This is a genomic window from uncultured Veillonella sp., from assembly GCF_937981445.1.
Lineage (GTDB): Bacteria > Bacillota > Negativicutes > Veillonellales > Veillonellaceae > Veillonella_A.
In genome coordinates this window covers 65,527-89,112 of sequence record NZ_CALJON010000014.1, presented here as the reverse complement: position 1 = coordinate 89,112, position 23,586 = coordinate 65,527, and the positions used below count along the sequence as shown (strand labels likewise).

At 40.8% G+C, this 23,586-nt stretch carries 14 protein-coding genes; 3 read left to right on the top strand and 11 right to left on the bottom strand.

The window, feature by feature from the left end:
* Window positions 1-2 precede the first annotated feature (2 nt).
* From Q0376_RS03125 to recQ, 7 genes are all read right to left on the bottom strand, one after another.
* The gene (locus Q0376_RS03125) at window positions 3-836 is read right to left on the bottom strand and encodes a deoxyribonuclease IV (RefSeq protein ID WP_298703974.1); all 834 of its coding nucleotides are present in this window, start codon (window positions 834-836) and stop codon (window positions 3-5) included.
* A gap of 376 nt (window positions 837-1,212) precedes the next feature.
* Window positions 1,213-1,632, bottom strand: coding sequence for a Fur family transcriptional regulator (locus Q0376_RS03120; RefSeq protein ID WP_298703972.1), 420 nt, complete (start codon window positions 1,630-1,632; stop codon window positions 1,213-1,215).
* 241 nt (window positions 1,633-1,873) lie between these two features.
* A complete protein-coding gene (locus tag Q0376_RS03115) occupies window positions 1,874-3,451 on the bottom strand; it encodes a DEAD/DEAH box helicase (protein ID WP_298703970.1) in 1,578 nt (525 codons plus the stop codon).
* Window positions 3,452-3,626: 175 nt separating this feature from the next.
* On the bottom strand, window positions 3,627-6,128 hold the full coding sequence (locus tag Q0376_RS03110; protein ID WP_298703968.1) for a Tex family protein: 2,502 nt from the start codon (window positions 6,126-6,128) through the stop codon (window positions 3,627-3,629).
* Between the two features lie 31 nt (window positions 6,129-6,159).
* Entirely contained in the window at window positions 6,160-6,648 is a 489-nt protein-coding gene (locus Q0376_RS03105) for a dihydrofolate reductase (protein ID WP_298703966.1), read from the bottom strand.
* A gap of 28 nt (window positions 6,649-6,676) precedes the next feature.
* Window positions 6,677-7,468, bottom strand: a complete 792-nt coding sequence (locus Q0376_RS03100; RefSeq protein ID WP_298703964.1) for a thymidylate synthase — start codon at window positions 7,466-7,468, stop codon at window positions 6,677-6,679.
* A 69-nt stretch (window positions 7,469-7,537) separates the two neighbouring features.
* Window positions 7,538-9,379 carry a DNA helicase RecQ gene (gene recQ, locus Q0376_RS03095; RefSeq protein WP_298703962.1) on the bottom strand — a complete coding sequence of 614 codons (1,842 nt, stop codon included), beginning with the start codon at window positions 9,377-9,379 and terminating at the stop codon, window positions 7,538-7,540.
* Between the two features lie 189 nt (window positions 9,380-9,568).
* Between recQ and putP the strand changes: the two genes are divergently transcribed.
* Window positions 9,569-11,050, top strand: a complete 1,482-nt coding sequence (putP, locus tag Q0376_RS03090; protein ID WP_298703960.1) for a sodium/proline symporter PutP — start codon at window positions 9,569-9,571, stop codon at window positions 11,048-11,050.
* A 102-nt stretch (window positions 11,051-11,152) separates the two neighbouring features.
* Here the strand turns inward: putP and Q0376_RS03085 are convergent, their stop codons facing one another.
* Both Q0376_RS03085 and nifJ read right to left on the bottom strand, forming a co-directional pair.
* A complete protein-coding gene (locus Q0376_RS03085) occupies window positions 11,153-12,856 on the bottom strand; it encodes a WG repeat-containing protein (protein WP_298703958.1) in 1,704 nt (567 codons plus the stop codon).
* Between the two features lie 350 nt (window positions 12,857-13,206).
* Window positions 13,207-16,740: a pyruvate:ferredoxin (flavodoxin) oxidoreductase gene (gene nifJ / locus Q0376_RS03080; protein WP_298703956.1), complete on the bottom strand. Its 3,534-nt coding sequence runs from the start codon at window positions 16,738-16,740 to the stop codon at window positions 13,207-13,209.
* Between the two features lie 678 nt (window positions 16,741-17,418).
* Between nifJ and Q0376_RS03075 the strand changes: the two genes are divergently transcribed.
* Window positions 17,419-18,345, top strand: a complete 927-nt coding sequence (locus Q0376_RS03075; protein WP_298703954.1) for a LysR family transcriptional regulator — start codon at window positions 17,419-17,421, stop codon at window positions 18,343-18,345.
* Window positions 18,346-18,510: 165 nt separating this feature from the next.
* Window positions 18,511-18,921, top strand: a complete 411-nt coding sequence (locus tag Q0376_RS03070; RefSeq protein ID WP_298703952.1) for a hypothetical protein — start codon at window positions 18,511-18,513, stop codon at window positions 18,919-18,921.
* A 630-nt stretch (window positions 18,922-19,551) separates the two neighbouring features.
* On the opposite strand, the gene citF is transcribed toward Q0376_RS03070, so the two are convergent.
* Window positions 19,552-22,320: a citrate lyase subunit alpha gene (citF, locus tag Q0376_RS03065; RefSeq protein ID WP_298703951.1), complete on the bottom strand. Its 2,769-nt coding sequence runs from the start codon at window positions 22,318-22,320 to the stop codon at window positions 19,552-19,554.
* Window positions 22,321-22,565: 245 nt separating this feature from the next.
* The gene (locus tag Q0376_RS03060; protein WP_298703949.1) at window positions 22,566-23,444 is read right to left on the bottom strand and encodes a LysR family transcriptional regulator; all 879 of its coding nucleotides are present in this window, start codon (window positions 23,442-23,444) and stop codon (window positions 22,566-22,568) included.
* Window positions 23,445-23,586 lie beyond the last annotated feature (142 nt).

Sequence of the window (23,586 nt, the reverse complement as noted above, 5' to 3'; positions counted from 1 at the left end):
ATCTACTCCTTATACATACTGCGAAGCAAGGCAATTTCCTTGGCGTAACCATCTAATTCATTCGGTGTTTCTAAATAAAATGGCAGCTCTCTAAATCCAGGATGATTAATAATACGGCCAATAGCATCAAGCCCAATATGGCCTTCCCCTATCTTTTCATGACGGTCTTTATGCGCACCGCGCGGATTTTTAGAATCATTTAAATGAATGGCATGCAATCTATCAAGTCCAATAATACGGTCAAACTCTGCCACGACTTCATCTAAATTGTCTATTACATCATAGCCGCCTTCGTGAATATGACAAGTATCTAAACATACGCCCATGTACTCTTTAAGCTTTACCCCATCAATAATGCGGGCAATCTCCTCAAAGGTGCGTCCTACTTCGGTTCCTTTACCTGCCATGATTTCAAGAAGTACGGTTGTTTTCATGCCTTCAAATAAAGTATCATTCAAAGCTTCTACAATATATTCAATTCCTTGGTCAACACCTTGTTTTACATGGCTACCAGGATGAAAATTATATAAATGACCGGGCAAGTACTCTAAGCGCTCTAAATCTTCGCGCATCATATTCTTAGCAAAACCACGAAGACCTGGGTCTGCAGCGCATGTGTTCATAGTATACGGCGCATGGCCCAATATTTTACCAAATCTATGCGCCCCTATAAATGCTTCTAATGCTTTCATATCGGCTTCGTCAAATGTGCGCGCCTTGCCGCCTCTTGGATTACGGGTAAAATATTGAAATGTATTAGCCCCTAAACTCAGCGCCTCCTGCCCCATATGCAAATAGCCCTTGCTAATTGATAAATGACAACCAATTGTTAACATCTTATACTCCTTTATTAAAACTCACGATATGATATCTTATATACACGTTATAACACTACATACTAAAAATTTTATTTTGATTAAATCAAAGCCAGCTTCATTAGTTCAGCACTTCTTGGCGATTTTTATCTCACCCTATACTTTCAAATGAGCTAAGCCACTCTCTTTTGAGCCCTACCAAAGGACCAAGCTACTGCTACCTGCCACCAGGCTGAACGAATCATTTCGTATACGCCCTAATAAGCTAAGCCAACACAGTGAACGCTCTCCTACTAGTATAACAAAAAAAGAGCCTTTGGACTGCTTTTCATACCATAAAATATGACCTGCAATCCCTGCGGCTCTTTCTTTATATACAATGTGTAAACACGGTCTATTAATGAAGACCTTTACGTTGACATTCTGGGCAAACGCCTTCAAATGTAATTTGTTGTCCTGTTACTTTGTAACGACTTAATTCCTCTACATCATGGAATATATCTTCCATATCCATGCCATCTAAATCGTCCACACGATTGCACACAGTACAACGCAAATGTGGATGATTATGGGTGTCCCAATCATAACGACTGCATTCGTCGCCAATATCTAGCACCTTCACAAGGCCAATTTTTTCAAAAATTTCCATGGTCTTATACACAGTGGCTAAACTCATGGTTGGATGCTCGTTGCGCAAACTTTGATAAATCATTTCCGCTGTTGGATGCTCATTTTGCCCATATAGCACTTGGTAAATCGCAATTCGTTGAGGCGTTACTTTAAAGCCTTCAGAACGTAATTTTTGAGCAATATCCATATGAATCAACCTCTCCACTCGGATTTAAATAAATACGCACTACTCAGTACAAATTGTATAATAAATATCCTCAATGAAGAATAATTATTATTAAATAATTATAGCAAAATTATGCTATTTTTGCAAGATTAAGCCCGCAAAACAAGCTATATTTTGCGGGTCTTATTAATTTTCCACCTACATATTGTATAGGAGGTAGAAATCAGTATTCATCTTTACTTAACACGTAAGCCAACTCTAATTAGTCTTTAAAATATGGTTTAAATGCTCCGCTTTGATTGTTGCGGTTCTTATTGGACTCATTATTCTTGCGATTATAGCCATTGCCTTTGCGATTATCGCGGCCACGGCCTTCGCCAGAATTACGGCGATCATCATAAGAGCGAGAGCTACGGCCTTCACCTTTACGGGAATCACTGCGACGGTTAAAGCGATTGTTGCGTTGACCATCACGGCGGCGACCATCTTTACCAAAGGTGCGTTTCTTACGTACGCGAAGCGGTGCCTCTTCAGTAATTTTTACAGGCGTCGTATCTGGCTCTTTAGTAAGTAATTTAATAGCTGCTGCCACTAAACTTACAGAGTCTATATCAGCTAATAATTCTTCTGCACTAGCACGATATTCTTTAAGGTTTTCTGTATCTTCCACCATGTGGATTAAGCTTTGTACAGCTAATTTTTGTTGGCCTTCAAGTACTTCACCTAAAGAAGGGGCACGGCGGCGTGCAATCTTACGCTTAGTTAAACGCTCAATAGCATGAAAATGTTCCATTTCACGAGGAATGACAAAGGTATTGGCCATACCTGCTTTACCAGCACGACCAGTACGACCTACACGGTGAACATAACTTTCAGGGTCCTGTGGCAAATCATAGTTATATACATGAGTTACACCACTAATATCAAGACCACGAGCTGCCACATCAGTAGCCACTAAAATATCAATAGTGCCTTCACGGAATTGACGAATTACGCTATCTCGTTTTTGTTGTGATAAATCACCATGAATGCCTTCTGCCATGTAACCACGTTTTTTAAGACCTTCTGTCACTTCATCAACGCGGCGCTTAGTGCGACCAAATACGATAGCAAGTTCTGGTGCTTGCATATCTAATAAACGGCAAAGTAAATCGAACTTTTGACGATCCTGTACTTCAATGTAGTACTGCTCGATTAAGTCCATAGTTACTTGTGTTGGTTTCATGCGAATAAGACGTGGCTCTTTTAAATAATTTTCTGCCAAAGCTTGAATAGCTGGTGGCATAGTGGCAGAGAATAATAAAGTTTGACGTGCTTCTGGTACGGCACTCAAAATTTTATTAATATCATCTACAAAGCCCATGTTAAGCATTTCATCAGCTTCATCAAGTACGACAACACGCACCTTATCAAAGCTTACAGAACCGCGCTCCATATGGTCCATTAAGCGACCTGGTGTAGCTACGATAATTTGAGGATTTTTGCGAAGACTACGGAATTGGCGTTGAATATCCTGACCACCATAAATAGGAAGGGCCTGAATATGAGTATGTTGTGCCATTTTGTTAAGCTCTTCTGCTACCTGAATAGCAAGCTCACGTGTAGGTGACAAAATAAGCACCTGTACAGCACGAAGATTCTCATCCACTTGCTCTAACGCAGGAATACCAAAAGCGGCCGTTTTTCCAGTACCGGTTTGAGCCTGCCCAATCATATCGAGACCACTCATAGCTACAGGGATTGCTTCCTGTTGAATTGGCGTAGGTTCTTCAAAGCCCATATCATTTAACGCACGCAATATGGGTTCACTAATCTGTAATTCTTCAAATTTTTCAAGCATGAACTGTATAAGTCCTCCTTATTTTAAAACATTTTATTATCTATATACTTAATCAAAATTGATTATATCTAAATTGACGTATTAATTATTATAACACAGAAACAGCATAATAGCCAAACAAGAAGTATTTCTTGCTTGGCTATGACTACTTACTAACACATTACTGTGTATTTCTTTATTTTTTCTTACTATAGGTAATGGTAATGTTATTATTCACAAAAGGAGCTGGTTCGCGGCGCTTATTATGATTGTTGCGCTGATTGCGATTTCCATTGCGCCCTTGAGCTGTACCACGATTTTGGCCAGCTCCACTGTTCCGCCCTTCTTGATTACCACTTTGTGAAGCACCATAATCGCTGCGGCGACCATCACTAGCTTGGGCACCTCGGCCACTTCGATTATGTTGACCGCGTCTACCTTGGTTATCATCTTGTTCTCGACGGTGCCAGCCTTTTGTACTGCGTGCGTTCTCTTGAGAGTCACGCGCTTCGCCTCGAGCCTCTTTTTCCTTATCTCTAAGGGCCTTCATAGATAAGCCGATACGATTGCGCTCCGGCTCTACAGAGATAATTTCAGCTTCAATAATATCACCTACAGCTAATACATCAGAAGGATGTTCATTGCGGCGGCAGAATTCACTGCGATGTAATAAACCATTTACTTTAAGACCAAAGTCCACAAAGGCACCAAAGTCTACTACATTGTGAACCGTGCCTTTTACAACCGTACCCACTTTTACATCTTCAAGGCTCATAATATGCTTACGAGTCATTGGAGCTGGTAAATCTTCACGAGGATCGCGACCTGGCTTAGCCAACGCTTCTAAAATATCGCGCACTGTTGGAACCCCCGCATCAAGCTCTGCAGCTAAACTGTCCGCTTGTACAGACTCTAATTTAGCCAATAAATCAGCATGAACCTCCTTATCAGTCAACTGGGCTAGCTGAAAACCTAATTTGTTAATAATGGCCTCAGCTAATTTATACGATTCAGGATGGACCGGCGTATTATCTAATGGATTCACACTGTCTTTGATACGCAAGAAACCTGCACATTGGGTAAATGCAGCGGGCCCCAAGCGTTTTACTTTCAATAATTCCTTACGAGAACTAAATGTGCCCACATCTTTACGATAGTCTACAATATTATTTGCCACGGCACTGCTAATCCCTGCCACATGTTGCAAAATAGCTGGAGATGCCGTATTTAACTCAACCCCTACGTGGTTTACAACGGTTTCTACAACTTGGTCTAAGGTAGCCGTCAACTGTTTTTGGTTTACATCATGTTGATATTGACCTACACCAATTGATTTAGGATCGATTTTTACAGCTTCTGCCAATGGATCCTGTACACGTCGTGCAATGGACACAGCACCACGGATAGATACATCTAGATCAGGCAATTCTTCAATAGCCAATTTAGACGCAGAGTACACGGATGCCCCTGCTTCATTAGTAATAATATAGTGGCAATCCAATTGCTCAGCTTCAATCAGATTGGATACGAACTGCTCCGTTTCATAAGAGGCTGTACCATTGCCAATGGAAATGAGCGTCACCTTCCACTTGCGAATTTTAGCAGGCATGTCTTTCTTAGCCGCTTCCACGCCACGTTCGCCAGATGTTAAGTGGTAAATCCCTTGATCTAATACATTCCCTTGGGCATCAATGATGGCCATTTTACAACCCATACGATAGCCTGGATCAAGTCCCATAATTACATGACCAGCAAGTGGTGGTTGTAACAATAGATTGCGAAGATTGGTACCAAATACCTTAATAGCTTGTTCATCAGCAGCCTCAGTTAAGGTCTTGCGAATTTCACGTTCTAAAGCCGGGAAAATAAGCCGCTTATACGCATCAGCTACAGCTGCTTCGCGATATGAAGCTAAGGCAGGCGCACCATCATTAGGGATTTTACTCAACATATAGGCTACATACGTGTCATCGCTAGCATTAAGACTTACCTTTAATGCCCCCAACTTTTCGCCACGATTAATGGCTAAAATACGATGTGATGGCATTTGATGAATCGGTTCTTCGTATTCAGCATACTGCAAGAACCCTTTTTTTACCTCTTCATCATCACCGGTAAGAACCGCTGCGATGGTATCCTTTTTCCACATAGCATCACGAAGATAAGCACGGAAGTCAGCACGATCACTTACATCTTCTGCTAAAATATCCATAGCGCCCTGTAATGCAGCTTCTGTAGTAGCCACTTCGTCCGTAATAAATGGTGCCCCTAATTCCTCAGCAGTGGCCTTAGTATCACTGCCTGTTTTCCACAACAAATCGGCTAATGGCTCTAGGCCTGCTTCACGAGCAATAGACGCGCGAGTTCGTTTTTTAGGTCGGTATGGCAAATATAAATCTTCTAATTCTTGAAGTTTCATAGCACTTTGCAATGATGCCTCAAGTTCTGGCGTCATTTTTTCCTGCTCTGTAATGGATCGAATAATTTCCTCACGGCGACTTTCTAAATTGCGCAAATATTTAATGCGTTCTTCAATTTCACGTAATTGTTCATCTTTTAATTCGCCAGTTTTCTCTTTTCGATAGCGCGCAATAAAAGGCACTGTATTCCCTTCATCCATAAGCTCTACAGCGACTTTTACTTGCCAATCTTTAACACCAAGTTCACCAGCAATATGGTGAGCCATTTTTTCTAACATGTACTACTTCCTCCAACATATTCATCGTATTTTATATACGGCTATAAATAACAAAATCAAATGGCACTTCATCAGTCTCATCTGACCCCGTCATGCGCACCGATTCCATAAATTCATCCGCCCTAATAGGTGGGAACAACGCATCCCCATCATACTCTTTGTAAATTTCAGTTACATACAGGCGATCGGCATAAGGCATGAGGCTTTTATATATTTCAGCGCCACCAATGCAGAACACCATATCATTTAGCTTATTAGCTTCTGCCACGGCCTCCTCAGGACTGTGAAATACACGCACCCCTTCATAAGGTGGCACATAATCTTCTTGCCTTGTAATCACCCAATGTTCGCGCTTTGGCAGTAAAAATGGCAGTGAATCCAGCGTCTTACGTCCCATGATAATAACATGCCCCGAAGTCAGTAATTTAAAATGCTGTAAATCTTTTGAAATATGCCAAATCAACTTGTTATCTTTCCCAATAACACCATTACTGGCCCGTGCTACAATCATCGCTAACATAAGACACCTCCATACCACACGCTACATTTTATACTGCTACATCCATAGGCAATTTGCCTAAATGTTCATACCCTTCTAATCTAGCATCCTCAGGCGTAAAGGCATAAAAATCCTTTACTTCAGGATTAAGCCACAATGTAGGCGCACCCAAGGCTTGATCTCGGCGAGCTAATTGTGTTTTAAGGGCCTCTACATGATTTTCATAAATATGAGCATTATTAATAATATGAGTAAAACGACCTGGTTTAAGACCGCTTACTTGAGCTATTAAGCAAAGCAAAGTAGCATATTGAGTCATATTAAATGGTACACCTAAGCCCATGTCACCACTGCGCTGTACGAGCATGCCATTAAGGCGGTCCCCAGATACATCCCAAAGAGTCTCATATGCACAAGGTTGCAATGCCATATCTGGTAAATCCTCAATATTCCAAAGTGTTACAATCATACGGCGACTCTGCGGATCGTCCTTAATCATGCGCAGTAAATTATCCACTTGTTTATATTTGGCCAATTGATAGCCATAGGCCTTACCAATAGTGCCATCATCGCGCATCCACTCATCCCACACATGAACGCCCATATTTTGCAATTCTTTGACATCATTACTCTGTTTTTGCCAAATCCAAAGCAATTCCTTTAATGCAGTTTTAAAGGCCACAAATTTTGTTGTTAAAATAGGGAATTCTTCAGCTAAATCAAATTGCATAACTTGATGGGGCAATTTGTATGTAGGAATACCAGTGCGATTATTCGCATAGTATCCATCTTTTAAAATGCGTTCAATAATATCTAAATACTGTGTGTCCGCACGACTCATATCCGTTCTCCTTTGTCATTATATAGTATGTTTCCGACTCTATTAGGTCTAAATTATTATAGTCTTTGCTTATTTATATTGGCTAATAACAGCCAAGAAGGACAAGCCAAATTCTTGTAATTTAGCATCCCCCACGCCTTTAATATTGCTTAAGTCCGCCAAGGTACGCGGTCTCATAGACGCCATATCTATAAGCACCGTGTCAGGGAAAATTAAATATGGCGGTACATTTTTTATTTCACTTAATTTTTTGCGATGCTCACGAAGCACATCAAAGAGACTCTTCTTGCCATTACGCCCTTGTTGTTGTGCCCATTTCTGTGCTACCTGGTGAGCCCCTTTACTACCATTTCGATAAGCTTCCTCGCGAACAGTAACTACTTGGCGACGCACTTCCTGTACTTTACTTTCACCAGCCAGCACTGCTTCACCAGCAGGTTCTATGCTTAAAATAGGGTATTTCCCTGTTGCACAATGTAAATACCCCAGTGATACAAACTGGCGAATGAGACCTTTAATCTCCTTATCATCCATATCGCGTAATACACCAAATACAGGCAATCGATCATAGCCATAGCGCACGATACGATCGGTACGATTACCACCTACAATGTCCGCAATCATAGCCGCCCCATATCGTTCTTCTGTATCAACAATAGCTTTAAATATATATTTTGCTTCGCGTGTTAAATCACGAAGCTTGCCCTTATTCTGGCAGGAACTACAATTATCACAGCGCGTCCACTGTACCTGTTCACCAAAATAATTCAACATATATTTTCGCAAACACTCTGTAGTAAAGCAATAGTTAATCATCTGTTGCAATTTTGTCATTTCAATGCGTTGTCTTGCTGGCTCATGGACGGATTCATTAATTAAATATTTGTGAATCATCACATCACGGCCACTATAGAGTAATACGCAAACTGCAGGGCCCCCATCGCGCCCAGCGCGGCCTGCTTCTTGGTAGTAGCTCTCCATATTACGCGGCATCTGATAGTGAAGCACATAGCGTACATTGCTCTTATCAATGCCCATACCAAAAGCACTAGTAGCTACCATGATTTTCACCTTATCATAGGCATAGCGCTCTTGCTGTAACTTTCTTACTTCATCTGAAAGCCCTGCGTGATAATAGCCCACTTCATAGCCATGTTTAATGAGCTCACCATAAATTTTCTCCACATCTTTGCGAGTAGAACAATAAATAACGCCATTTTCATCTTTATGTGCTTCTACAAATTGGAGCACATAAGGTAATTTACGACTTGGTTGTACTACAGAAAAGGCTAAATTAGGCCGATCAAAACCAGTAATATGAACACGCGCCTTCTCAAGGCCTAAGAGTCGCTTCATATCGCGCTCTACTTCCTGTGTTGCACTAGCTGTAAAGGCACCAATCACGGGGCGCTTTGGCAGGCGTTCAATAAAGGGAGCAATTAATTGATAGGAGGGTCTAAAATCATGGCCCCACTGCGATACACAATGGGCTTCATCAATAATGACCTGAGAAATAGGTAAATCACATAGAAAGTTTTGAAAATACTCTGACCCCAAACGCTCTGGCGCTAAATAGAGTAATTTTATCTGCCCTGCCCGCAACCTACGCATCAAAGCCACTACCTCATCTTGTTCCAAGGTACTATTCATATAGGCTGCCGGAATATGTTGAAGCCTTAGCCCTTCTACTTGGTCCTGCATGAGTGAAATAAGCGGCGAAAAAACTATAGTCAAACCTTGCCGCAAAAGGGCTGGAATTTGAAAACATATAGACTTCCCCGCGCCCGTAGGCATAATGGCCAATATATCCTGTCCAGCCAACAAGGAAGCGACTGGTACTTCTTGAGCTGGCCTAAAGGAAGAATAGCCAAAATACCGCTCCAATGCTGCTTCAGCTGCCTTATGTGCCATCTCATCACGTCCTTTACAATAATCTATTCGTATCTTATTATTTTATCATCTCTGGGAAGTTCGGGCAAATTAAGACGCCCAGATTAGCTTTAAAATTTCTATAGACTTAGCCCTTAATATATAGTAGGACGCCTCTATTTATGATACAATAATAAAATATTAAACTTTACATGAAGGAGGGTACTGCCTATGTACTCACAAATTTCCATCATCATTGCCTTCGCACTGTATTTAGGGCTTATGATGTATATTGGAATTTACTATTATCGAAAATCTAAAAATCTCAGTGACTATATTCTCGGTGGCCGTCAACTAGGCCCGTGGATTACCTCTATGAGTGCGGAAGCCTCAGACATGAGTGGTTGGATGCTCATGGGTTTGCCGGGCTTTGCCTATAGCACAGGGATTTCTGCCATTTGGATTGCTATTGGGTTAGCTGGCGGTACTTGGCTAAACTGGGCCTTCATTTCTAAACGCCTTCGCAATCATACAGAAGTAGCCAACAATAGCCTCACGATCCCCGATTATCTAAAAAATCGCTTCCGTGATTATACTAAAATTCTACCTATTGTATCGGCCTTATTTATCGTTATTTTCTTCCTCATCTACACCTCGTCAGGCTTTGTAGCGGGAGGCAAATTATTCAACACTATCTTTGGTCTTGACTATGTTACGTCCTTGCTAATTACTGCTGGCGTTGTTATCTTCTACACCTTCTTAGGTGGGTTCCTCGCTGTAAGTTGGACCGACCTTATTCAAGGAACCATGATGTTCTTTGCCATACTCATCGTTCCAATAACAGCCGCCTTTATGATGGGTGGCCCGGGCGATACGATGCAACTCATCACTACAGAATTCCCTCAAGGTCTGTCGATTTGGGGGCCTGAAACAGATACATTCACCCTTGTTATTGGCATTATTTCTTCAGTGGCTTGGGGGCTTGGTTATTTTGGTCAACCACATATTCTAGTCCGCTTCATGGCTATCTCCAGTGCCAAAGAGCTAAAGAAAGCGACTAATATCGCCATGGTATGGGTCGTTATCTCCCTCATTGCAGCGGTTATTGTAGGTCTTGTAGGTAAAGTATATTTAACAACACCACTGGAAGGTCCTGATGTAGAGCGCGTATTCCTTGTCATGAATGAACAGCTCTTCCCGCCTTTTGTAGCCGGCCTCATTTGGTCCGCCGTGCTCGCTGCCATTATGAGTACAGCCTCTGGTCAGTTATTAGTAACGGCCTCATCAGTAGCACAGGACTTGTATAAAAATATTGTACGTCACAAGACCAATGACTATGAGCTCGTTATGATAAGCCGAATTACTGTACTTGTTGTATCAGCCTTAGCTATTTGGCTGGCCCTTGATCCTAGCAGCTACATCCTAACTATGGTAGCCTATGCTTGGGCGGGCTTTGGCGCCGCTTTTGGACCAGCTATTTTACTCTCCTTATTCTGGCGTCGCATGACCCTAAAAGGCTGTGTCGCTGGTGTTATTGTAGGTGGCGTTACAGTCCTCATTTGGAAACAATTTGCCTGGTTTGGTCTCTATGAAATCGTGCCTGGTTTCCTTCTTTCCACCATCGCTATTTATGTAGTAAGCCTACTTGATGCACCACCATCAAAAGAAATTACTGATGAATTTGACGAAGCTCAAAAAATGCATATTTTATAACAAAAAGCGACTTGCCCTTTGGGTAAGTCGCTTTTATTTATTATTAGCTCTTTGCTCGAAGTTTCTGCTTAATGTATTCTGTTAACCTAGGTATAATAAGCATTATCGGATGGTCATTGTTTGACTACCTAAAGGCAATAGGAAGCGAAGGTTCTTATACATGGGCTCTACAATCCAGTGCCCATGCGTGTCCATAACGCCCCACTTACCATCAACGCGAACAGCCGAGTAATAGGATACAAAATTCGACACATCTTGTACCTGTACATCCTTCGCTTCATACACTACTTGACCTAATTTATCGATAATTTTATACCCTGTAAAGCCATCGCCTAGTAAGGAGTCATTCACTACCCAAGCATAGCCTTCCGCACCAAAGTAACTGTGTTTTGCCCCTTTAGATAATGTAAATACTTCCTCACGTTGTGGCTCCATTTTATATACATGCTTAGCATCTGCACCTTCAGCAACAATATAAGTATCATTCATAAAATCCACTGATGAATAAATAAATGGCAACACTTCTGTATTATCATTGTAATTTAATACGCCACGCTTTTCTGTATTTCTATTTTTCAAGGCAATATATGGATCAGATAAACTAATTCTCTCTAACTCATAATCTCCAAATGGAATGAGAATCTCTCCTTGGCGATTTACTACAGCTAGTTGGCGATCATTTTCAATAATTGTACCGAAAGGCATCATAGGATAGACAAAATCATTCTTACTATCTACTATGACTTTACCAGATTTATCAATATAGCCCCGTTTTACCTTATCTCGTACCACATTTACAGCGCCATAAAAATGGTGGTGATGGCTATAATCCCAGAAATCATCATAATCATAGCCATGACCTATGCCAATACCGATTCCATCACTGCCAAAACTTATACCAACACCTGTATCATGACTGCCACCAAAACCACCTAAGGCAATGCCTGCAAGGGCACCTAACACATTAAAACCTGAGACCTTCCGTTGTATCTCAGCTAAGCCATTGTGATATGGTTTTACATAATCAGCGTCAACCGTAAATAATTCAGTCCCTTTACTATCAATACCAATCATTTTACCCTTTGCATTTTTAACAAAGGCTCGATCTTCACTAAAATCGGTATACACTTTCTTATACTGCGGTGCAATCACGACCTCATCATTAAGAGTCTTAAAGCCATAGCGCTTGGTTTCTTTATCTTTAAATGGCAAATACATATCTGATTCATACATCGCCTCATTGGCCTGTGGCGCCATTATACGAACCCCTACATATGGTTTAGCATCAGTTGTTGTGCCTTCCCTAGGCTTCGTCATATCTGCGCTTTTATTTTCTGTATCTTTATGCCCTTTGTTATCTGTATTCTCTTTATTATCTTTCTTATCTATAGCCTTCTTTTTCTCTACAGGATTACTAAAAACAAGAGCTTGCCCCTTATTGGTCGACTCTACATATTTGTACTGCGCCGGCACAACTTCATGACCTTGATTATCTATTAATCCATAACCAGATTTAGATTCTACAATAGCAAGCGCCGTAGGTACTGCTTGATAATCCTCTGCTGACCCTCGTCCAGACGCATTCACTGCTGCTGGCACTAGCCCTTCAGTTAATGCTACAGCCTTAAAATTTTCCAAGCTATTGAGAGGCTGCTCATTAACATACGCAACTTCATCACTCAAAACTACTGTTCTAGGCAAAGACGCAAGGGATTCCGTAATGGCGGCCTGACTTTCGCCCGAACTCAAACAAAATGTACAAATAGCTGCCAATAACCATACCTTTGAATACTTTGATGATTTCATAGTAGGCCCTCCTCGAAAACAACCGGATATACATTACCTATTAATATCTCATTAACACTAGTTTAACTTTTAATGTAATTTACTATCTCTATAAATTATACGTCCAAAAAAGCGAATACACTACTTTAATATTTCGACAAATTTATTCACTTGTCCTTTTTATAAAATCTATGTTTTTAAGCTATTCCTTGTTTTAAGCTATTTCCTTAAACTACTTTTAATGCAACTCTTTTTTATACACATTCGTTTTAATATAACAAAAAACCACAAGGCCCTCTTTCGAGAGTCTTGTGGTTTTTATTTACTTCACTATCTCACTAGTGAACGGTCTCACTTACGCAAGTCTAGGATTATAAGTTTTCTTCAAAACCTTTTTGTAGACGAACATAAGATTGACGGCGTTCTTTAGCGTCAGCTTCAGTTTTTTCGAATAATTCTTCAGCAATTTCTGGAGCTGCTTTCTTCAAGGAAGCATAACGAACTTCATGCATTAAGAAGTCGCGGAAGCTTTCAGTTGGTTCTTTAGAATCAAGGCTGAATGGGTTTTTACCTGCAGCTTTAAGAGCTGGGTTGTAACGGTATAGATCCCAGTAACCAGAAGCAACTGCACGGCGTTGTTCTTCTTGAGCACCGCCCATGCCACCTTTAATACCATGGTTAATACATGGAGCATAACCGATGATTAAGGATGGTCCTGGATATGCTTCAGCTTCAGTGATAGCTTTCATTAATTGGTTTTTGTCAGCACCCATAGATACTTGAGCTACATATACATAGCCATAAGACATTGCCATCATGCCAAGGTCTTTCTTCTTAGTACGTTTACCAGAAGCAGCGAATTGAGCTACAGCAGCTGTATGAGTAGATTTGGAGGATTGACCACCAGTATTGGAGTAAACTTCAGTATCGAATACGAATACGTTGATGTCTTCGCCAGATGCTAATACATGGTCAAGACCGCCGAAGCCGATATCATAAGCCCATCCGTCACCACCGAAGATCCATTGGGAACGTTTAACAAGATATTGTTTCTTATCAAGCATTTCTTGAACTTCTTCAGTTTTTTCAGCTTTTTCAAGTTCAGCAACTAAAGCAGCTACGCGTTCACGAGAACCTTCGCCTTGGTCTTTAGCTTCTAACCAATTTTCAATAGCAGCTTTTAAGCTTGGAGCAGCAGTTTCAGCAACTATTTCTGCAGTTTCAGCTAATTGAGTGCGGATTTTCTTAGCACCAACTAACATACCATAGCCATATTCAGCATTGTCTTCGAACAAGGAGTTAGCCCAAGCTGGACCATGACCTTGTTGGTTTTTAGTGTATGGAGAAGCTGGCATGGAAGCGCCCCAGATGGAGGAACAACCAGTAGCATTAGCAATAACCATACGGTCACCGAACAATTGAGTAATCAAGCGAGCATAAGGAGTTTCGCCGCAACCTGCGCAAGCGCCGGAGAATTCGAGCAATGGTTGTTCGAATTGGCTACCCTTAACTGTTGCTTTGTTCATTGGGTTAGCTTTTGTTGGTAAGTTAACTGCATAATCCCAAGTTTCAGCAAATTCCATTTCGCCATCGATTGGGCGCATTTCGATTGCTTTTCCTTTAGGGGATGGACAAATGTTAACACAGTTGGAGCATCCTAAGCAGTCAAGTGGAGATACGGCAATGCGGAATTGTAAGCCATCTTTGCTGCCAAGAGCTGGGATTGCTTCAAAGTTTGCAGGACCGTTTTTAACTTCTTCTTCAGTAGCAAGTACTGGACGAATTGTAGCATGTGGACATACGAACGCACATTGGTTACATTGGATACAGTTTTCTTTGATCCAGTGTGGAACGAATAATGCAGCACCACGTTTTTCGTAAGCAGCAGTACCAGAAGGTAAAGTACCATCTTCATGAGTTGTGAAAGTACTTACTGGTAAATCATAACCTGCTTGAGCATTAACTGGTTTACAGATGTTTTCCACATAGCTTGGGCAAGATTGGCAACCAGGTTTAACTGCAGCAGCTTTTTCATCAACAGCGTTTTTCCAGTCAGCTGGAACGTCGATTTTAACTAATGCGTCAACACCTTTGTCAATAGCAGCGTTGTTCATATCAACAACGTTTTGACCTTTTTTGCCATATGTTTTTTCTACGGAATCTTTTAAGTATTCAATAGCTTTATCAACAGGGATGATGTTTGTCAATTTGAAGAATGCAGCTTGACAAATCATGTTGATACGACCGCCAAGACCGATTTCTTGAGCGATAGCAGCAGCGTTGATAATGTAGAAGTTTAATTCTTTTTCTGCAATAGTACGGCGAAGTTTAGCAGGTAATTTTTCAGCTAATTCTTCTGGAGTCCAAGTACAGTTCAATAAGAATGTACCGCCTTTTTTGATGCCACGAAGTAAATCGTATTCGTGAACATAGGATTGACGATGACAAGCGATGAATTCTGGTTCAGTTACAAGGTAAGGTTTGTTGATTGGAGTTTTACCAAAACGTAAGTGAGACATAGTTACGCCGCCAGATTTTTTGGAGTCGTAATCGAAGTATGCTTGAGCATACATGTCAGTGTAGTCACCGATGATTTTGATAGCAGACTTGTTAGCACCAACAGTACCGTCGGAACCGAAGCCCCAGAATTTACAGCCAGTTAAGCCTTCGTCTTTAATGTCAACGCCTTCAACGCGTTTTAAGGATAAGTTAGTTACGTCATCTTCGATACCTAAAGTGAATTGACGTTTAGGAGCGTCAGCTACCATGTTGTCAAATACAGCTACGATATCGGAAGGGATAACGTCTTTGGAGCTTAAACCGTAACGACCAGCAAATACTTTAGCATTTACATCATGTTGAACTAAAGCAGCTTGAACGTCTAAGAATAAAGGTTCAGCCAATGCGCCTGGTTCTTTAGTGCGGTCTAATACTGCAATGCGTTGTACAGTCTTAGGAAGAGCAGCGATGAAACGATCAGTTGCGAATGGACGGAATAAGTGAATCTTAACAAGACCTACTTTGCGGCCTTGAGCGTTTAAGTAGTTAACAGTTTCTTCTACTACTTGGCAGCTAGAACCCATAGCTACGATAACATCAGTAGCATCAGGAGCACCGATGTAGTTGAATAATTGATAGTTACGGCCAGTAATTTTGTTAATTTCAGCCATGTAATGTTCTACTACATTTGGAACTTCTAAATAGAATGGGTTAGCAGATTCACGATGTTGGAAGTAAATGTCAGGGTTTTCTGCAGTACCACGAGTTACAGGGGAATCTGGATTCAAGGCACGTTTGCGGAATTCTTTAACAGCTTCCATATCTACTAATGGTTTTAAATCTTCATAGTCAAGAACTTCGATTTTTTGAATTTCATGGGAAGTTCTGAAACCGTCGAAGAAGTTAATGAAAGGTACGCGAGTCTTAATTGCAGTTAAATGTGCAACTGGAGCAAGGTCCATAACTTCTTGAACAGATGCTTCGGAAAGCATAGCACAACCAGCAGCACGAGCTGCCATTACGTCTTGGTGGTCACCAAAGATGGAAAGTGCATGAGCTGCTAACGCACGAGCTGCTACATGGAATACGCCTGGAAGTAATTCACCAGCCACTTTGTAAAGGTTTGGTAACATTAAAAGCAAACCTTGAGAAGACGTAAATGTAGTTGTCAAGGCACCTGCCTGTAAGGAACCGTGTACAGCGCCTGCAGCACCAGCTTCAGATTGCATTTCTACAACTTGTACTGGATGACCGAAGATGTTTTTACGACCTGTAGCAGACCATTCATCAATGTGTTCTGGCATTGGAGATGATGGTGTAATTGGATAGATAGCAGCTACTTCGGTAAAACCGTATGCAACGTGAGCCGCAGCTTGGTTGCCGTCCATAGTTTTCATTTTACTCATGTTAAAAAAGCCTCCTTAAGCATTAAAAATGAGTTGTACACTTGCTTACCCTTATTATCTCAGGAACAAATTCCCCCGCACCTAGCGCATTATATAACTCGTTGCGTGTAAATAGCCTATAGTATACTAGTATATTGAATACACTATAGGATTGACTAAAACGCAATATATTATGAAATACACATGGCCTATCGCCTCTTTAAGGCATTCTATTACTCACTAAGCAACATATAATGTTAAATTTTAATGCATTATATGTCGTATTTTTCGTAAAACCATTGCCTATCTTGCAAAAATGTAATAATATAATACTATTAATACTCAATTACAAGAGGAGGACTTATTTCATTCCTAAAATAACAAATCGATATAGCCTCATACGTTCATTATACAATTATAGAAATGAGATAGCAATATGAAGGCAACGTGTTGGTTTGCTAATTATGAGATTATCAATTTACTTTTTTTCATAGTTGCTTTACATTTACTCATACATTTAAATGTATCGATTTAATTGCATTCTTCTTAGTTGTGTTAAATGTTTCCGACTATGTCAACTATATAGTATATTGAGAATGAGGGCCGTACTATACATAGTAGGGCATTCTCAATAAGCCCTAATTATTGTTTATTTTTTAGTATATTTTTATACTTTTTATTTAATACTCGAGGTGTACCATGGACTTTCATCATTTAAAATACTTCGTAGAAGTAGCCGACCAAAAGAGCTTTAGTAAGGCAGCACGTAACTTGCATATCTCCCAATCTGCTATTAGCCGTACTATTAAGGCATTGGAAGATGAGCTTGGCGTGGTGCTCTTCATGCGTAATGCCAAATCTGTAGAATTAACTGATGGCGGCACCATCTTCTTAACACATGCTAAACGTGTTGTATTCATGTTTGAGCATTTAAAAGTAGATTTCGAAAACGAATTCCGTCTTGAACAAGGTTCCATCCTCATCGGTTTACCACCTATTACTGATGCGCCAATCTTTGCTCAACTTCTTGGGGAGTTCAAACGTGCGTACCCTCAAATTGAGCTAGAGCTTTATGAATATGGCTCCAAGAAAATCGAACTCAGCGTACAAGAAGGCATGGTAGATATTGGCATTATTTGTACTAAACCAAATCCAAAAGAGTTTGAATCCTTCTATCTAACGAGCGATCCATTGTCCGTTATTTTACCTCGTGACAATCCATTAGCTAAAGAAAAGGAAATTTCTCTTGAAATGCTAGCAGATGAATCCTTCGTACTTCACAAAGATGATTTTAATCTTCACGATGAAGTTGTAAAAGCATGTAAACATGCTGGGTTCCAGCCACATATTGTATTCGAAACAAGCCAACGGGACCTCATGCTTCAAACCGTCGGTGCCCACTTAGCTGTGGCTTTACTTCCTAGTCGCCTCTGCCCTAGCAAGGGAGAAAATACTAGAGTAGCCACTAATGTAGTAGTACGCCCATTGATTAAACCTGAAATTACTCACACTTTATATGTAATTTGGAAGAAAGGCCATTACCTCTCCCATGCATCTCGCTTGTGGTTAGATTTTGTAACAGCTAAACTTCCATTACCAACAGGTGCTAATCCTGAAATAAAATAAAACACAAAAACAAGTAATGAGTTGCTACCTAACTAAAAAAGTTCTCGAGCTAAACAAAAAACTTTAAACTAAAAAAAGTTTAGAACTAAATTAAAATACGCTTAGCCCTGTGATATAATCGCCACTAAGCTAAGCATAAACAATAAAATATAAAAGGAATGTCTTATGAAACGGCCTACCGTTTATAAATCAGTTATTTCACTACTCTTTGTTGCCCTCGTGGCCTTCATCGCGTATCAACAAGCTCAAATTGATGAACTTGCCACCCGTGTGTACGGCGAGCACAACATGAGTGATTACGATAGCTTTGACTACCGCATCACCAATTTAGAGCATATTAGCAATGACCATGCAGAGCGTCTTAAAACCTTAGAAAAAGAAGTATGGATACTAAAAAAGCAAAACAATGCCTTGCAGTGGCGTGTTATGCAACTTGAATGGCTCCACCCAGAATTGGCCGTGCCACCTAGTAACCCGCTTCAACCAGAAACGTCTATTAAAGACTTTAACCCAGACCCAGGCAATGTACCTACCCCTTTAAGCCCTGGTGAATCTATATTTAAAGATAAAAAATAAAAAACAGACCCTCCATAGGGTCTGTTTTTTTATATAACCATTCGAGCTTGACGCGCTGGGAGCAAATACACAGAGTGTTTCTTCTTCCCAATTCCTAAGCTAAGCCTCTTATGGCGAACGCTAGGTTGCTTAGAAATAACAATATGTCAGATTTCCTTTATTGCATGAAGACTGTAAGAGCCTCTATATACATGCAACGACCATTCGAGCTTGACGAGCTGGGAGTAAATGTATAAAGTGCCTTTTTTCTTGCCCCCTTCATAAGAAAGCCTCTCTTATAATATTCAAAGAGATAGAAAAATTTATCTTCCCCCTAAATAATCCTACAAAAAAGAAACACTCTGTGTATGCAGTGACCATTCGAGCTTGACGAGCTGGGAGCAAATACACAGAGTGTTTCTTCTTCCCAATTCCTAAGCTAAGCCTCTTATGGCGAACGCTAGGTTGCTTAGAAATAACAATATGTCAGATTTCCTTTATTGCATGAAGACTGTAAGAGCCTCTATATACATGCAACGACCATTCGAGCTTGACGAGCTGGGAGTGAATGTATATAGAGGCTCTTTACCTATCCTTATTCAATTGTAAAATCTGCCCCAACTGATATTTGTCAATATCTAACGTTCGCCACTATAGAGGCTTTCTTACTATATCCCCAACTTCCCCACGTCTAGTTTCCACTACCGCAACTACATCCCCCTCATCGTTACTCACTTTTACGGACTCCGGTTTGCCCACTAAGTCATGAGCCAAGTTTTGCAATTCTTGTATAGTGTAAATTGGCAAATTAGAGTCCTTGAGTTGTTCTAGTAAATCAGGTCGTGCCGGATTAATAGCAATACCTCGCTCTGTCACTAATACGTCTACTGAACTACCAGGAGTAATAATCGTTTGTACTTTATCTACAATCATAGGCAATCGGCCGCGCGTCAACGGGCATGTAATAACCGTACAGGTAGCCCCTTCCGCCGTATCACTATGACCACCAGACGCCCCCATTAATACGCCATTAGAATCGGTTAAGCAATTTACATTAAAATTCACATCAATTTCAGTGGCCCCTAAGAAGACTACATCTAAATAGTTAGTCATACAATCTGTCCACGGATTAGCATACATAGAGGCACTAATTTCAATATGATTCGGATTGATTGCTAAGGAGTGGGCCGCCACAGTATCAAAGGACTGCGTATCATAAATAGCTTTGATTAGTCCTTCTTCTAATAGACCAGTCAAAATTCCTGTAGCGCCACCAATACCAAAACCTGCTGTAATCCCCTTAGCACGCAAGCTTTCACCAATATATTTTGCCACGGTTAAGGACGCACCACCTGCACCAAGCTGGAAGGCAAAGCCTTCTTTTATGATGCCTGCGTCATTTAAAAATTGACCAGCTAATTCAGCAATTTTCTGCTGCACTGGACTTTTTGCAAAGCCAATGGCCCCAGACGCAATGCCATTGGCATCACCAATTTCATCGACCTCGACTACATAATCCACATCCGTTTGAGGCACTGATGGGCGAGGCACTACCTCTACTAAATTGTCTGTAATCGCTACTGTCTTATCTGCATAATGAGAGTCTACCATGGCATAGCCAAGAGAGCCGCAGGCGGATTTTCCTGTAGAACCTGTAAAATTACCACGCCTATCACAAGTAGGTGCTCCCATAAAGGCCACATCAATGTGAAGATCACCATGTACAATAGCACGTGCTCGTCCCCCATGAGACCGCACCACTAAGGGCCGTTTTAAGGCCTTCGGATGATATGTCAAATATTGCCCCAGCGCATCTCGTACACCAGATGTTTCTAAGGCTGAAACAGTACCATCTTCAATATAATCAATTAAAAAGTCATGACAAGGGCTCAAAGAACTGGCTGCAATAGTTAAGTCTTTAATACCTTTTGCGCTAATCGCTTCCATAACTAATTTCATAACATAGTCGCCATTTCTAAAATGATGATGGAAGGAAATTGTCATGCCATCAGTTAAGCCCGTTTTATCAATCACTTCACCTAGTGAATTGAGCACTTTTTCTTTACCATGACTACTGTGTATAGACTGAGCAACCTGAGTCGTCTGATTAGTCTGTAAATCCTTCTCCGCAGTGCCTATAGCGTCTTCCAATACTACGCGAATCCCTGCAGCACGCGCTTTATCTACAATGCGCTGGGCACGCACTACAATAGGTCTATCAATCATCTTACCTTCCACAGCTATTACGCCCTTATTATTCTTTACGGCCTCAGCATAGGCATTGAGGACTTTTACAGAATAAGCGATTTCGTTTTCACTCGGCGTAAACACCTTATGTGCTAATGCCACTTGACTTGGATGAATGCAAGATTTACCATCAAAGCCCATGGATTTTATATAATGTACTTCTTCTATAAAGCCGTCCCTGTCTTTTACATCAGAAAATACCGTATCAATACAACGGATGCCGGCTTCGCGGGCTGCTAATAAAATAGTCTGACGTGCCAAGGTAAGCTCTACAGCTGGCTTTGATTTACCAGTTCTAAGGTCAGCCCGGTAATCCTCGGCCCCTAGAGCAATACCAATAACGCGAGGACCATGGCAAATCTCCCGCACATTATATAGTCCTTTTACAGATTCAATAGCCACAATAATATTAATAGTTCCTTCAGGCCAGCCCATCTCTCTTTCTATTTCAGCAATTTTCTGAGCTACTAATTCAACTTCTGACACATCTTCTGTTTTAGGCAAACGTATAAGATTGGGTTTAGCTCGCACAATAACATCTAAATCAGCTAAACCAAAAGGTGTTTGTGTGGGATGATTAATGCGCACTACCGTCTCTGAGGTAAAGGTAATAGATTTTAGTAATTCACTTACCAATAGACGGGCTGAGTCTTTTTCATTTACATAAATAGAATCTTCAATATCAAACATCAAACTATCGGCACCATATACATCAGCACTATTGAGCATTTTGGGCGTATTTCCTGGCACAAACATCATGCTACGGGCTAGGCGTTCTTTCGCTAGTTCAGTGAGATCTGCCTTATGGGCTGCTACATAAGAAGCGCCCTTTGTCGTCATTCCTTCAACATCATGGGTTCCTACGGCCGATTTAGAGGCACTTAAAGGATTACTTTCTAAATCGTCCACTTTTGAAGCCCGCTGTAACGCTGCTAGCACACGGGCTTTAATGGTATAGTCCCAGGCACCTTGGTCAATTACGACTAAGTGAACACCATCAAATCCTGCATCAGCCACAGTTTGGCGAATCAATTGTTCTATATGAAGGCCATATTGTTTCTGAACCTTAGACTGCAACTCAATCGTAACACCGGATGGTATAGGCCTAACAGTGACTAATACATCTTGTTTTTCTTGGAAACCAGCCTGTGCTTTACGTATAATTTGTGGCATAAAAAAACCTCCCCATATCTTCTACTACACCGTATATCAAGGCTTAGCACTTTTGTTTTCATAAGCTATCCTAAAGCTACGGGCCTACTAAAACTAGGTACTACAAGTTACTTATTTTCAACTTGTATTATATACTTTGATTTACATAAAAGATAATAGAGAGGTGCTATAGGGGCTATAAAAAAATTATTGCCCCACTGACTCGAATCATTTTAAACTGCTTATTTGAATCCATCTTAGACGACTTACATAAGAACTTTATATTTCCTATAATAAGCCTCTAAGAATTCAATGAAAGTCTTTACAGCGATAAGCTTTGTGCTCATTTCACCATAATATAAATACGTAGGTCGTACGATAGGGTCACCATTTTTATGATAAATAGGAGTGATGAAAATATCGTCTTCAATACAAGGACCTAAGCCAAGATAAGGTAAAATAGCCCACCCTAGCCCTTCCCGCACAAATTGACGGCATGTGACCATGGAATCAAGCTCCATAGAGGGCACATAATTGGGCGGTAAATTTTCATCACACCAATTAGAAATAATGGCAGCTACTGATGAATCCGTACGATATTGAATGAATGGCAAAGAGCCCAGTTCATCAATGGTTACTGGCTTTTTATAGACTAAACAATAGGGCTCTTCAAATAGAGGTTTACTATTGCCATTTCCTTCGCCTCGTGCGATAGCTACCATTACTTCACCAGCATTAAACATTTTCTTCACTTGCGCACTAAATCCCGTTTTTACCTTCACTCGTATACTTGGATACTGCTCGGAAAATTCTTTTAATAAGCGTGGTAATTGGTAGTCTGCAAAATTAATCGATGATGCCAAGGTCAAAGTTCCTTGAATTTGACCGCTCATTTCCCCCATCGTTTGTTTTAACCGCTCTAACTCAGTTAACATACGCTGGCAATAGCTATAATATAACTCACCTTCTGGAGTTAGCACGATGCCTTCATTGGTACGAATAAGTAAAGGATGACCTAGGCTTGTTTCCATCTGCCGTAATCGATAGCTCAGGGCCGGTTGAGACAAAAATAATTTATCTGCTGCTTTAGTAATATTTCCTTCTGCTACAACTGTTACAAATGTTTGCCAATCTCTCGTATCCATGACCGCCCACTCCTTTCTTCGCCTATTTTATATGCCCTACACAGGGATATAAGGTATATCATCTGATATATATACTGTATATCCCCTGATGTATACAGTAATCCCTGATATATACTATATGTCCCATAATATCAATATACAT